Raw genomic sequence first — 14035 nt, 5'->3', positions numbered from 1 at the left:
CGCCCCAAATAAAAAAATACAGCCGGATTGGCTGCTTAAAATTTGTATTTGGTTGCTCACTCCCAATCATCCATGCGGCAAACAATTGTTAATAGATGCCAATAATCGGCCAAATGATACTTTTCAGAAAAGATGGGTTAAATAACAGGGGAACCGGCAAAACCAGCCAGACGAATGTCCAAATGCGACCTAGCCACGGAACTCCGGAGACGGGTAAGTCCCATTTCTCCAATGTACGCTCTATCACAATCCCGGCCCCATGAATTACAAAATAGAACAACGGCATTCCGAAGCTTTGCCGGACCGGTAAAGAAATCGCCAACTCATGCAATATTCCCGAAAATAAAAAGGATGCGAATGCCGCTCCGTTTTTGCCGACAACGCCGATCAGCGGACGGTAAACGCCCAGAGTCGTCATTTCCGAAAAAGCCAAATTCCAGCGCTTACTCCAAAATTCATTCAAGCTCCTCGACATCGCCGGATTGCGAAATAATTGCTGGCAATCAAACCCCGCCCATCTCCAAACTCCCGCCCATATATTCAATAGCCCAAAATGACCCGCAAAGCTTAACCCTGTCAGCAATAAAGCGGTCGCCCCGATCATGCTGTAACGATGATTCCAGTTCCATTGGACAGCCGAATGCCATAAGAACCAAGATAAGACCACTAATAGGAGGCCCAATAGGAATCTTTTGATTCCCAATTCGATATATTTTCTGGCGTCCCTGTAGGGTTCAGCCTTCCGTTTCGCGAATACATATGGCCTCATTCCAATCCAGAGGTGAAAGGCTATCCAACGGAGCACGGGCAGCTTCCGCTTGTCCCGACTTGAACATTCAACGTAAGTAACGGATTTCATGGCATATAATAATACCCCGATAATGGCTATCATCCTTAAAGCGGGAGATTGGAAGAGCATGATTCTATCTGCTAGTAAAAGTGCGCTCACCGTCATTCCCCAGACTAAACTGCGTTTTACAGCCATCGATTGCAACTGAGCCATTCGATATCCTAGCACCGGAATGCATACGCAGATTAGCAATATCAAAGCGGGAATCACGGAGTCCCCCAGACGCACAGGAGAGTCGCTCCGCCGTACACAATCGTGAGAAATACGAAGCAGAGGGAAAGCAGCCATTCCCCGTAACGATAAACCCCGCCGCTCGGAATTCCTTTTTTATCAAAATAAAAAAACTGTATGACCAGACGGGCTCCCCAATAAAGGGTAATAAAGAGACACATAGCCGTGGCCAGTTCAGTACCATCCGTCAAATTCGGTGCCAGATAGATCGACAAAACCGCAAAAAACAAATTGGTGCAAAAAATGTAGGCGGCATACGTCCAGAACACCTGCTTGATCAACGTGCGAACGGACGATAATTCGTCTCGCCATTGAAGCAGATAAGGTACGGCAAGACTGCCGACAACGACCCCCAGTTGCAAATAACCCGCCCATCTGACCAGTTCCGACCACTCGCTCGTTATCCGACTCATTCGATGATCTCCTCTCCCGCTTCGACAAATCGCTCTCTCAAGCCTACTTCGGGCAGCATGCAAGCAGCTCTTCTGCCGAATAATCGATAACGTCGACGCGCAATGCCGTCATATACTTTGTCTCGGATCTTAACGGGAAATACGACAAGTCCATAAAGAAGCGGCCAAACCCCATCGAGCTTGCGGAACACACGCAGAGCGGCTTCGGACTTCGTGTAGTAACGCCCGTCTTGTATCAGAATGAACGTATCCGGATGATTCAGGGACAGGCCTTCTCGCTTTAGAAGCCGTTGACCAGCCTCCGATTGCAAGGGGGCAAAACGGAATCGACCTGCCCTATCCCGCCTGTAGACAAACTTTGCCATCCGATGACAGAACGTACATTCGCCGTCAATAAGCAGATAAATGTACTTCTTCGAATCAATAGGGTTATGTATCATCCACTCATCCCTCCTCTCACTTGAATTGTAGCTGGTTTGCCGCACCTTGCTCAGTTCCAACTTCTATAGGCGGATGCCAAAAAAGGTACTACTTTTCGTAGTACCCCGCGTTAATTAGCTGAGTGCGATATCCGTCTCGCTATCCTTCTTTATTCTTTGCGCCCTCTCTGGAATAGCCCCTTCCTCTTCACTATCTCGACGGCTTCCTTGCTGCTTTTGGCGCCAAACTTTTTCAGTATTTTGTTGACTTGGTTTTTTAGCGTACTTTCGGCTTTGTACAATTTTCGCTCGATCTGAGCTTGCGTATAGCCCTCTTCGATTAATTCGAACACTTCGCGCTCCGCTTCTGTCAGCTGCTTCAACTGCTCCTCCCGTTTTAATCTGGACAATTCTTTCAAGAGCACTTCCATTGCCGCCGAGTGATGGTGGGCGCTGCGAATCATATGCGGTAATTCCATGAACCGGGTTTTGTCCAAATAATGGATTGCCCCTGCCGTAAAAGCCTGCGTAATCACATGTTCGTCGGTTAAAGAGGTCAGCATAATGATTTTGGCAGGGCGAATTTCAAGCATTTCAACCGCAGCATAGATGCCGTCCAAGCCCTTGTCGGTAAGTTGAATATCCATCAATACGACATCGAACGATAACGTATGTGTCAGACGGATCGCTTCTTCCGCGCTCGTAGCAGAACCGATCACAAGCAAATCCTCTTCCTTGTTCAAAAAAGCGGTAATCGCTTTAATCCAATCCGGATCATCCTCTACGAGAAATACTTTGATGTGGTTCATTCGGATTCCCCCCTGTTCGACCGGATGATTTTATGACGAGGAAAATAAAGCTCGATCGCGGTGCCGATATTTTCACGGCTTCTTATCCGGACAAAGCCGCCGCTTTTTTGCATGACATTATAGACATACGATAGACCGAGACCGAAATTTCGGGATTGTTTTTTCGTGCTGAAGAACGGCTCGAATACATGGACCAACCGATGCGCCGGAATTCCCGCCCCGCTATCTTCCACGGTCAGAACAATACCTTTCTTATTCGCATTCAGTCGGATTTCAACCGTTCCTCCAGCAGCAGGCATGGCCTCTATCGCATTCAATAGAAGGTTGTTAACGACTTCTTTCATATGTACGGGATCACAAAGGACGGTCGGGCGGACGGAGTAGTTTGCAGTTATCTTTATGTTTTGATCGTTCAGCGGCAATGGCTGTCGCTGCCCGCGACATTCATCGCACAATTGATCCAGCCGACAAGGCTGCTCTCTTAGAACAATTTCTTTCGTCTTGTCGTGAATTCGAGAGACCATGGCCAGCATATGTTCGGAAGCGCTCGAAATGATATCCAGATGCTGTTTGGACACATCGTCGTTGGCTGGAATAGACGATTTTAAGTTTTCGGAGCTGATGGCGATTTTGCCGATTTCATTTTTAATCGTATGATTTAACAAGGCAGACCCCGATCCCGCCGCTTTCATAGCACCTTCCAGAGGATCACGATCAAACCGAAGCTTGACGCCAAGCACACTGTATAAAAAGGTGCCTAACAATCCCGCGGCAAGAGAATAGCCAATAAAGACGGAAATATAATAAAAAAAATCGAAATCAGGCCATATCGCCCTAGCTCCGTAAATAAACACAAGTACGGCCAATAGTGTCGGCACGACAATAAGGGCGGTGACCAAGCGCTTCTTCTTATTCGGGCTGTCTCTTTCTTTTAGAAACGATACGATAATTACGTAACAGGAAACCAGGTAATAGGGCGCGGTCCAGACGAGTAAAAGCTTATAATTCATAGCATATTCCGGAGACGAGCAAGTCGCTGCCAGCATAATGCCCACGGGAATCAGTAACGCCCACTTATAAATCCTCATTTTAGACTGAGCTATTCCTGAATAAACAAGGCTAAATACCAGCACCCCATATGGAGTCAAAACAAGGTTAATAAATTGCGTCGCATGCGACCCAATATCGAAACCAGCTCTATGTAAGGAATCCGTTACCCCTCCGATGGCAGCGCAGCACAAAAAGAAGGCCGCCCAACGGTTGGTCTCTCTCCGGATATCATTAAACAAAATAACGAAAGCCGCCAGCAATAAAGCAAAAAAGTAATAAAGCATCTCTTTCAGCTCCGTTTGGTTATACAGTAACGATATCATAAAATTCGATCCGTATCAGATTTACTTCTAAGCCAGGGAAATTAGGGGAAACATGATGAACTCAACAAGAAGAATCAGCCATGCAATACAACATTCATTTCCTGCCTATATGCCCGGCGGCGCGAAAGGAAGTAAAATACCGAACATATCGGCTAAATGACAAAAATCTAACGGGTGCCACAGCCGTTAATCAATCAAAAATGCCGCCTTTGAATTTCTAACGGCTGTGAGCAACGTTATTTCATGCAGAAATGGTCGTAACTTGCATAGATCAGTAAATAGCCGCAAGTATATCCGTTAGAATTCCAAGAAGTTAAGAATACGCGATTTAACGGAAATGGTAACCGTTAGAGCAACAGCATTTATAGAAAAAAGGATTATCCCGCAAGCAGTTCGCTCAACTGCCTGTGGAATAACCCTTTTTTTTACTTGATTGCTACTTCAATGGTTAAATGAATATCTTTACCTTTACTTACTCATATACGTCAACACGTTCAGCAGCACCGTAATGGCCTCTGCTCTTGTCGTATTAGCCGCAGGAGCGAAGGCGTTCGAGCCATTGCCTGATACAAGGCCAAGCTTCTTAATGGCTGCGATTGAGCCTTTCGCCCATGAAGGAATGTCCTTGTCGTCCGCGAAGCCTGTTGCGCTCGTCGATTCGGCCTGCAATTGGAGCGCGTTCGCGACCATAGACGCCATCTCCGCTCGCGTAATCGCCGCACCTGGGCGGAAAGTCCCGTCCTTGAAGCCTTTAATGATACCTGCTTGTACGGCTTGCGCCAAGGCCGGCTTCGCCCAAACGCCGATCTTCGCCTCATCCGAGAACGTCAACGCCGCTCCTGTTCCTTGCGACTTCAACGTATTCATCAGCATAACCGTAAATTCCGCACGGGTCACCGTATGATTCGGCTTAAACGTTCCATCCGGATAACCGCTCACGATTCCATGGCTTACCGCTTGCTTAATTGCTGATTCTGCCCAGTGTCCGGCGATATCGCTAAAGGTAATCGTTGGTTTTGGGTTTTGGTCAGGCACTTCTGAAGTTTGGTTTACAGAGAGTACCGCAAACTTCGTAAAGTGATTGACAGTTACCGAAATGTGATTTCCGCTTACTTTACTGCCAGCAATTTCGACCCATTCTTTCTTCGTTTCATCATAGTAGAAGACAGACGCCTTTTGACCGCTCTTCAAGCTTGCAGGATCGAAGGTAAAAGTCAATGTGACCGGGTTGTCGAAGTTCTCCGGGAAGTTCTTCAAAATCTCATATACCGCGGTAATTAGAATGTCTTTGCTTGTAAGAAGCTTCTGCGCATCTAACACCTTATCGATCGTTAGTTTCAGGTCTTTGCCCGTAGCATTAGCCGGAATCGTGATCACTACCGCATTTTCCAAACTAACCTCGCCCGCTCTGCCTGCCGGAAGGGTTAGCTTGCCGTCCGTGGAGGTCACTTTGGTATCGCTTGGATAACCGCCTCCATTTCCTGGAGCATTAGCTGTCCACTTCGCATATAAAATCGAATTTTCGGTCAACTTCAATTTTGCTGCCGGAGCATAAGTCGTCCCCGAGCCATCCGCTTTTGTGTTCCATCCCGTGAATGTGTAGCCCGATCTCGCCAGGTTCCCCGTGTTAGCCTTGACAGCAACCGGTGAACCCGGCATATAGGAAATCGCGTCAATCGGAGCGCTTCCGCTTGTCTTTCCGTTACCGTCATAGTCCAAATAGAGCTGAATAGCTTGCAAATAGGGATAGCTGCCGTTGCGTGTTGCGCTTATCGCCCATGTATCGCTAAAGTCCCAGTCTTCAGCCACATACGTATCTTTTTTTATCATATCCTCGGTTGATTTACCAATGCCTTTACCTTCATCTTCTTGTCCAGTTGTTTCGATATCATAGAAACTGTCGCTTACATCTCCATTGTTGAAACCAACCAAGCCGCCTACTTCTTCTGCTTCACTCACGCTTCCTGTGGCGTAGCTACTGCTGATATCTCCATTGTAATGGTTGTAACCGACCAAGCCGCCTACATTACCATCTCCACTCACGCTTCCTGTTGCGTAGCTATTAGTGATCGTTCCTTCATTGTAACCAACCAAACCGCCTACATCACCATCTCCACTCACGCTTCCTGTGACGTAGCTTTTAGTGATCGTTCCTTCATTGTAACCAACCAAACCGCCTACATCACCATCTCCACTCACGCTTCCTGTGACGTAGCTATTAGTGATCGTTCCTTCATTGTAACCAACCAAGCCGCCTACTTCACTAGTATCACTTCCACTCACATCTCCTGTGGCGTAGCTTTTGCTGATTGTTCCAATATTGATACCCACCAAACCGCCAACTGCATAATTATCACTTCCGCTCACATTTCCCGTGGCGTAGCAGCTATTGGCGATTGTTCCAAAATTGAGTCCAACCAAGCCGCCGACTGCATAGCCGCCATCAATATTTACATCTTCCACGATCATATTTCTAATCGAACCATTCTCGCCGACAGTGCCGAATAATCCTACGGGATTATTGGATGAGTTACTTATCTTTAACCCCTTTATTGTATGGCCGTTTCCGTCCATATTCCCTTGAAATGCTCCACTTTGTTCATCATCGTCGTAAGATCCAATCGGATCCCAGCCTTCGCCAGCCCCATAGCTGCTCAAATCAATATCGGCCGTCAACTTGAAATAGACGCCTTCTTCTAAAACGTATCTAACTTTATCAAATTGAGAAGCGGTTGCAATTCGATATGGATTGTCTTCAGTTCCCGTTCCGCCGTCAAAGGCTGCAGAAGTTGCCGAGAATGCGGCTGTTACTACGCCAGACTGAGCTGAATTCGTTGCTGTAGCTCCTGCTACCGTAAAGAAGTTCGAGGTCACGCCCGAAAAGGTATATCCGCTTTTTGGGGTTAGCGTTATGGTCGCCGTATAGGGTACTTCTTCTTTAAAATGTTCATCTGCCGGCAACCAAGCTACCGTTGCCGTATATTCCGCCGTTGGCGCTAGCGATAATACCGGCGTTGCGTATGGTTCTGGTGCAGTTAAAGCTATGGCTGGTACTTTAATTGAACCTATCTTGATATTCGCAAGCGCTACGGTCAAAACTTGCGCAATGGACGCCGGTTGCGTTGTTGCCCTGACTCGAACATAAATGTTATCGCCTTCCGAGACGACAATGTTATCTACGCTTGTACTCGCAATCGCAGTGTACGAACCGCTGCCGACTTTGTACTCCATCAAATCGGTTACGCCGGATATCTGCGTTGTTCCCGTGATGTTCGTTCCAACCGTCAAAGCCGCTGTTGTAGGGGCATTTGCAGGCTTGATGTCCGTTAGACTTACCGTCAACGTTTTTGCGCTGGAAATATCCGCAGCTACACGGACGGAAATCGTATCGCCCGCATTTACAGGTATATTATCCAATGAAGTATTCGTAAACGCTGTGTACTCGCCATTCCCAATCGAATATTCCATACCATTCGCAACATGAACAATTTTCGTGGTACCGACGTCCGTACCTTCCGTCAAGGCTGTAAGTGCCCATAATCGCGGGTATTGACCTGGTATTACGTACCAATCCGAGTTGAAATTCCAACTGGTAAATGTATCTTTCTTTTGCATGTTTGCAGTAATTACGCCTGTGCCTTTTCCTGAATCGGATTGACCTGTTGTCGTGCTGTCGTAGAAGCTGTCGCTGATTGTTCCCCCGTTGTTATACGATTGGTTTTGTCCTACCAAGCCACCAAGATTATTATTGCCGCTCACATTTCCTGTAGCATAGCTGTTGCTGATCGTTCCCCCGCTGTAACTCCCGTAGTTATATCCTACCAAACCGCCTACATAAGAATCTCCACCATGAACATTCCCTGTGGCATAGCTGTTGTAAATCGTTCCCCCAAAGCTATACCCAATGTTATATCCTACCAAGCCGCCTACAAAAAAATGAGCTCCGCTCGCGCTCGCTGTGACGTAACTGTTGCTAATCGTTCCCCCGTAGTTATATCCAACCAAGCCGCCTACATAAGAATCTCCACCCACGCTCCCTGTGGCGTAGCTGTTGTTGATTGATCCCCCTTCGTTATATCCCACCAAGCCACCTACATGATTGTTGCCTTGCACATTCATATTTTCAAGTACGATATTTATAAACTTACTGTCCCATGCGCTTTTTCCGAAAAGTCCTATTAAATTATCGCCTGGTCTATTGATCTTTAGATTCATGATTATAAACCCATTGCCATCCAAGCTTCCGCCAAAATTCGCAATAGGTAACCAGCCTTCACCGCTTGAATAGCTGCTCAAATCAATATCATTCGTCAATTCGAAATAAACACCCGCTTCTACATGATCCCTGACATTATCGAGCTGAGCAGCGGTATTAATCTGAAAGGGATCGCCTGACGTTCCTGTTCCTCCGTCAAAGTCACCACTATCTGCTGCAAAGACTTTGCCGCCTCCGGTAATCCCCCATCCAGTAACACCGCCGAACATCATTGCCATAACCAACATCATAATCAAAATTTTGCTGCCTCTTGTACGCATTTTCTTTCTCCTCTCAATCTTTCCTTATGCACAAACTACGCGATTCTCTACTTACTCTAAGTCTATTGCTACCAAAAAAAAATCCCCCGTTCGGGGGGGCGATTGGACAATGCTATGGGGGGACTCTCATTCCCCTATCGTTAATTGTTTGGCACGCTGCAGTGCTTTTACGCGATTATTTACGTTAAGCTTTCTGTAAATCCCTTTGATATGCCATTTCACGGTTTCACCTGCAATGTTCAACTGATCAGCCATTTCCCTATTCGACAATCCCTGAATAATCAACCCTAGTACCCTCTTCTCCTGCTCTGTTAAACTCTCATTAATAGACTGTTTCTCTTCCGGAGTGATAGACAATGCTTGAAGCAGATGCTTTACATAGACCAATGAAACCGAGGGCTTATAGCTTAGGCCACTACCTTGCCGTACCTGCCAATACGCGGATAACAGCTCCGCCATCCGAGGACCTTCGTCAATAAAGCTGCGGATGTACCCCTCCGGTTCCGCCAAGTGCAAAGCAGTCTCCAACTGAACGAGAGCATTTTCCATCTGACCCTGACGCTGTTGCGTTAAACTTTGGAGAATCAATACCTTGATTCGATCCCGAAGACGATCTTCCTTGCTTAGCAGATGATAAAGCCGTCCAAGCAGGTAAAGCGCATCTTCCATTCGTTCACTCTCCGCAAGAACTCTAGCCAAAGCGAGATGGTCTGCCACACGGTTAAGCGAAACTTCATCCGTATGCGCCAAACCGCAGCATTGCAACCACGCTTCCGCAGCTTCGATCGAACCTTGCTGCAACGATAAACAAACTTGTTCGGCTTCGACCTTCAGCATGAACAATTCATAATCGGGAGAATCGATCTGCACCTTCAACTGCGTGAGCAGATCTCTTGCCCGCGCAGAATTTCCTCTGGCTTGCTGAATCCGGGAAGCACTAATGGCAATAGGTATCATAATCCGCGCGTAGGGTTGCATATCCTTGCGTTCAATCGCCTTATTCGCATACGACTCCGCTTCTTCCAATCGGTCCCACTCATACAGCAGTTTGCTATAGGAGACATACAAATAACCGATAAAAGGATATTCCGTCTTCTCCTCCCAAGCTGCGATCCACTTCAATAGAAAAGCTTCCGCTGCATGAAGATCGTTGATCCAGGCCAAATGGTCATCGAACGAATCATAGCCTTGAAATCGGTTGCGTCCCATGGTTTGAAAGAAACTGCCTTCGGGCATATAACGCTCGACCAACTCAAAGTAATGCGACGTTCGGCCCAAGTCTCGTTGAAGATATGCGACAACCGCGCAGAAGAAATAAATATTGCCCATAACCGAGTCCCACTCCGCAGAGGTCCGCTGCTTTTGCAAAACTGTAAATCGGGCCATAGCCTGCTCCACTCTGTTGAATGCGGGCTGCCACTCGCCAACGCCAAGCAACACGGATATGTAGAATAATTCGATCATCGGCTTCTCGACGAAAGAATCTTCCGGCAAACGAGCAACCCATCTCATCAAAGTAACGCTTTTACTTTGAACCAAAGCAAGCAAGTTCCTCTCGATCAACCGAACAACATCCGCGTATTGTTTCCCTTCCAGATAATGCTCTACCGCCTCTTCGTCCAATCCATGCTGCTCGAGCCAATTTGCTGCGCGAATATGTACTTGTATCCCTTTATCCGTGTCGGTTCGGATGAATAGATGTTGCAAGAAATCAGAGAGCAAATGATGATAACGGTACCAGTTTCTCTGCTCGTCCAACGGGATAATAAATAAATTCAATCGCTCCAGTTCCTCCAAGCGTTCCTGGCTGTTCGACAAGCCCGTTACCGCCTCGCATAAGGAATGGTTCATCCGGTTAAGCATAGACGTTTCCAGTAAAAAGGCTCGCATGGATTCCGATTGGTGCTCGAACACCTCTTCCAGCAAATAATCGAATATATAATGATGCTGTCCGCTAAAACGTTGAATTGACTCCGCTATATTAGGACTTCGCTTCAGAGAGATCGCCGCCAGCTGCAATCCGCTAACCCAGCCCTCCGTACTGTGAAACAGATCCGTCACTTGCGTTTCCGTTAAGGACAATTCGGCCATTTTCTGAAAAAAAACGAGCCCTTCATTCAGTTGAAATCGCAAATCCTGCATATGGATTTGATGGAATTCCCCTTTGGCCAGCAGTCTCGCAGTAGGAATCGCCAAATCTATACGGCTTGCAACAAAGATGTGAACATTCGCAGGCAAATGCTCAAGCAAATAGGTCATGGACTTATGAATAATAGGAAGCTCAATGAACTGATAATCGTCCAAAATGATAACAAGCTCACTCGTTAATGCATGCAACTCATTTAAAAGTGACGTCATGGCAAGTTCCAGTGGAACCGCAGAACCTTTCTCAATAAGGGACATGAAGTGGCTTCCGAAATTGGGATAAGATATCCGAATCGAAGCGATTGCACAGCTCCAATACTGGTTCCAATCATTATCCTGTTTATCTAGTGAAATCCATGCCACAGGCATGCTGATTTGTCTGGCCCATTCACTTAACGCAGTTGTCTTGCCGTAACCTGCTTGAGCGGACAGAAGCGTCAGCTTAGCCTCCATTCCCTCATTAAGACGATGTATTAATCTAGGTCGTGGTACCAACGAGCTCCGCACCTGGGGAATATGAAACTTCGTAGTCGCAATCACTGGAGAGCCTCCGTATGGACAAGGTGATGAAAATCAAATCCGCCAGTGGGATAGCTGAATTTGTATGTGATAAGTTGCAGTCCTTTTTCTTATTTTACCATAACATGTAGTTTCCGTTATTACCGATTATAGTACCGGGAACGCCAAACAGGCCCATTCAAAGTGTTTTTAGTCGTTGGGGTATGGTTTGCACATAAAAAACACGCCTAAGTGGCGTGTTTAAAATTTAGGTTTGGTGGACCCTAGCGGGATATTGAAATTCCGATACCTAAGACCCCGCGGGTTTTGACGAATCAGGAAATATTTTCACCTGAAATTCTTTACTCAAGGAAACGAAATCAAAATGGAAAAATGTTGCTTTTAAATTGAAAAATATAGTAAACTAAAAATAAATCACGGTGTGAAGCACATACCGCTTTGATGCGATGCTCTTAGATGAACATCGTATTAGAGCGGTTTTTCGTTTTCAATTTAGAAAGGTAGGAAGATGAGCATGAGCTTATTATTTGACGAAATTTATGGAAATTGGTTAACCTTGTAGATTGCTAAAGAGAAAAATCCAAGAAGACGAGAAATGTTAAAAAAAGGATTAAGCTACAGTGTTGTTACTTTTCTGCGCTCGATATGGTTCCCTGTAATTGGAAACTTTAACGATTTGCATCCCGAGTATGAAGTTCGCGATTTTAATAACCGATATCGTTATCTTGATCTTGCCTATATGCCCGGCGGCGCGAAAGGATGTATAGAGATTCATGATTATCGCAGTCATGCCAGAGACATTGAGGTAGAACGATTCAAGGATTTATGCATGAAACAAGCCTTACTTGTTCTTGATGATTGGTCCTTTTTACCGATCGCATACTTGTCCATTCGCGACGATCCCGGAGTGTGCAAACAATTGGTGCTTTCCTTTGTCGGGAAGTTTTTATCGATTGATATCGCATCGGGATTGAATTGGGCGGAAAAAGAAACGATAAGGTTTTCCTCAAGATTAATGCGAACATTTGAAGCTCGTGAACTGTCCGCACACCTTTCCCTCTCCGAGCATCGCACCAGAGTAATCCTTCGATCACTTGTCGCCAAGAACATACTTGTTGTTGCAAGTGGAAAACAAAGATACCGCACATATCGGCTAAATGACAAAAATCTAACGGGTGCCACAGCCATTAATCAATCAAAAATGCCGCCTTTGAATTTCTAACGGTTGTGAGCAACGTTAATTGGTGCAGATATCCTCGTTTGGTTCAAAAAAATTCGAATAGCCGCATTTACGACCGTTAGAATTGCAAAATACCTATAATCTGTGATTTAACGGCGATGGAGACCGTTAGATTCACTGAACAACTCAACTGGTACGACCAACTCAGTCCGATCAAACACAAACACCAACACGCTCTATTCAGCGTGTCGGTGTTTATGTTTGGTGGACCCTAGCGGATATTGAAATTCCGATTAACTATACTGACGAAGTGAAATCGATAATGAAGTTCTTAGCGGTAAATTTCAATGCCGTACTCCTTCACTTCGTTCCGTCCGTGCGGAACGCCCCAGTTGAGCTAAAGGCTTGGGATATAAAACTCGTTATTTCTTTTGGGGTGTGTAATACCTCTACGTGAACTATCTGCCCAGCTAATCCCCCGCAGCCAGCGAAGTACACATGCTCCATATCTTCTCTACATTGTAAGGATCGGTTGCGTAGCTCGGATAGCTGCCGGAACCGAAAATGTTCTTCAATTGCGTGAAGCCCTTTTCGCTTGCCGCTTGGCGGACAATTTCTCTCTTATGGTTGAATAGCTGACCTGTCGCATGCGTGTATTCATCCGAAGTGCTAATGTGATAGTAGTTGTCGGCCATGCCCGCAGGCATAGGGTTCGTTAGATTTTGCGCCCACGCAAGCACTTTCCAACCAGGACTCATTTTCCGAATCGTCTCTTTCGACAGTTTCACGCGATTAATTTGTAATGCGTTGACCTTAATCCCTTGGCTTTTAAATTGCTCCGCCATTTTGAAGGTCAGCATCAACAGAGCCATTTTCGAGTCCCCATACATTTTATAGACGCTAAAAGGCTTTGTGTCCCGATATTCGCCTAACAAATTGTCGAAGTCGATTTTTCGCTTCGGATTGAAGAAATGTTTGATGTTCGTCGTGCAAGCATTCAACACACGCGGGTCTTGCGATTTAGCAAGATGATCCGCCAATATGCGAGTCATCAGGAAAGGACCGAATGTATTCGTCGCAAAAGTCAATTCAATTTGCTCGGGGCTGAGCGTATACGCTTTTTCACCGTAATTTAAATAGGCGGCGTTATGGATTAGAATGTCCAAGCGTGGGTATTTAGCCTTAAAAGCAGCGCAAAATGTACGAATAGAATCGAAAGACGACACGTCGAGCTCTATCAAGTCTACGTCCTTATTTTTTGAAGTCTCGATAATGGCTCGTTGCACGGTTTTGCTAATCTCCATATTGCGGCAAGCCATGATCACCCGATAGCCTTCTGTTGCAAATTTCATCGCCGCTGACTTGCCGATTCCCGAATTTGCTCCTGTAATGACAACAATTTTGTCGTTCATGTGCACCCTCCCGATTTGAGTAATTTAACAGCGTTTATAAAAAGTATTCTCCGCTCGAAGCCAATCTCTTGCATGATAGCTAATTTCTCTGAGGCACTAAGTTTATTTTCGGGCATGAAAAATGCTCCCCTCACAGCAAACAGGTTAT

The 14035-nt window shown here is 46.1% G+C and carries 9 protein-coding genes; 1 reads left to right on the top strand and 8 read right to left on the bottom strand.

The genetic code is table 11. The annotated features are described in order from the left end of the window. Positions 1-88: 88 nt before the first annotated feature. From D7Z26_RS27275 to D7Z26_RS07150, 7 genes are all read right to left on the bottom strand, one after another. Positions 89-604, bottom strand: coding sequence for an MBOAT family protein (locus tag D7Z26_RS27275; protein ID WP_267900995.1), 516 nt, complete (start codon positions 602-604; stop codon positions 89-91). 452 nt (positions 605-1056) lie between these two features. Next, positions 1057-1494, bottom strand: a complete 438-nt coding sequence (locus tag D7Z26_RS07175; RefSeq protein WP_120975382.1) for a hypothetical protein — start codon at positions 1492-1494, stop codon at positions 1057-1059. Next, positions 1491-1934 carry a thiol-disulfide oxidoreductase DCC family protein gene (locus D7Z26_RS07170; RefSeq protein ID WP_120975381.1) on the bottom strand — a complete coding sequence of 148 codons (444 nt, stop codon included), beginning with the start codon at positions 1932-1934 and terminating at the stop codon, positions 1491-1493. The genes D7Z26_RS07175 and D7Z26_RS07170 overlap by 4 nt, the downstream gene beginning before the upstream one ends. Positions 1935-2083: 149 nt before the next feature. Then, complete coding sequence (locus D7Z26_RS07165) at positions 2084-2722, bottom strand: response regulator transcription factor (protein ID WP_120975380.1); 639 nt, start codon at positions 2720-2722, stop codon at positions 2084-2086. Then, positions 2719-4056, bottom strand: coding sequence for a sensor histidine kinase (locus D7Z26_RS07160; protein WP_120976484.1), 1338 nt, complete (start codon positions 4054-4056; stop codon positions 2719-2721). The genes D7Z26_RS07165 and D7Z26_RS07160 overlap by 4 nt, the downstream gene beginning before the upstream one ends. Before the next feature lie 507 nt (positions 4057-4563). Continuing rightward, positions 4564-8631, bottom strand: coding sequence for a GLUG motif-containing protein (locus tag D7Z26_RS07155; RefSeq protein ID WP_120975379.1), 4068 nt, complete (start codon positions 8629-8631; stop codon positions 4564-4566). Positions 8632-8757: 126 nt separating this feature from the next. Further along, positions 8758-10935, bottom strand: coding sequence for a LuxR C-terminal-related transcriptional regulator (locus D7Z26_RS07150; RefSeq protein ID WP_158602230.1), 2178 nt, complete (start codon positions 10933-10935; stop codon positions 8758-8760). 955 nt (positions 10936-11890) lie between these two features. Between D7Z26_RS07150 and D7Z26_RS07145 the strand changes: the two genes are divergently transcribed. Next, positions 11891-12517 (top strand): transcriptional regulator, encoded by a 627-nt coding sequence (locus D7Z26_RS07145; protein WP_325050440.1) that lies wholly within the window; start codon positions 11891-11893, stop codon positions 12515-12517. 428 nt (positions 12518-12945) lie between these two features. Here the strand turns inward: D7Z26_RS07145 and D7Z26_RS07140 are convergent, their stop codons facing one another. Next, the gene (locus tag D7Z26_RS07140; RefSeq protein ID WP_120975377.1) at positions 12946-13887 is read right to left on the bottom strand and encodes an SDR family NAD(P)-dependent oxidoreductase; all 942 of its coding nucleotides are present in this window, start codon (positions 13885-13887) and stop codon (positions 12946-12948) included. Positions 13888-14035: the final 148 nt, after the last annotated feature.

This window comes from Cohnella endophytica, from assembly GCF_003628305.1.
GTDB lineage: Bacteria > Bacillota > Bacilli > Paenibacillales > Paenibacillaceae > Cohnella > Cohnella endophytica.
Note: the sequence above shows the minus strand (reverse complement) of the source record. Positions and strands in the feature narration are given on the sequence as shown.

Bases quoted from the DNA above. Each gene is read 5' to 3' on its own strand.
- D7Z26_RS27275 (WP_267900995.1), bottom strand. From the start codon at position 604: ATGATCGGGGCGACCGCTTTATTGCTGACAGGGTTAAGCTTTGCGGGT.
- D7Z26_RS07175 (WP_120975382.1), bottom strand. From the start codon at position 1,494: ATGAGTCGGATAACGAGCGAGTGGTCGGAACTGGTCAGATGGGCGGGT.
- D7Z26_RS07170 (WP_120975381.1), bottom strand. From the start codon at position 1,934: ATGATACATAACCCTATTGATTCGAAGAAGTACATTTATCTGCTTATT.
- D7Z26_RS07165 (WP_120975380.1), bottom strand. From the start codon at position 2,722: ATGAACCACATCAAAGTATTTCTCGTAGAGGATGATCCGGATTGGATT.
- D7Z26_RS07160 (WP_120976484.1), bottom strand. From the start codon at position 4,056: ATGCTTTATTACTTTTTTGCTTTATTGCTGGCGGCTTTCGTTATTTTG.
- D7Z26_RS07155 (WP_120975379.1), bottom strand. From the start codon at position 8,631: ATGCGTACAAGAGGCAGCAAAATTTTGATTATGATGTTGGTTATGGCA.
- D7Z26_RS07145 (WP_325050440.1), top strand. From the start codon at position 11,891: ATGTTAAAAAAAGGATTAAGCTACAGTGTTGTTACTTTTCTGCGCTCG.
- D7Z26_RS07140 (WP_120975377.1), bottom strand. From the start codon at position 13,887: ATGAACGACAAAATTGTTGTCATTACAGGAGCAAATTCGGGAATCGGC.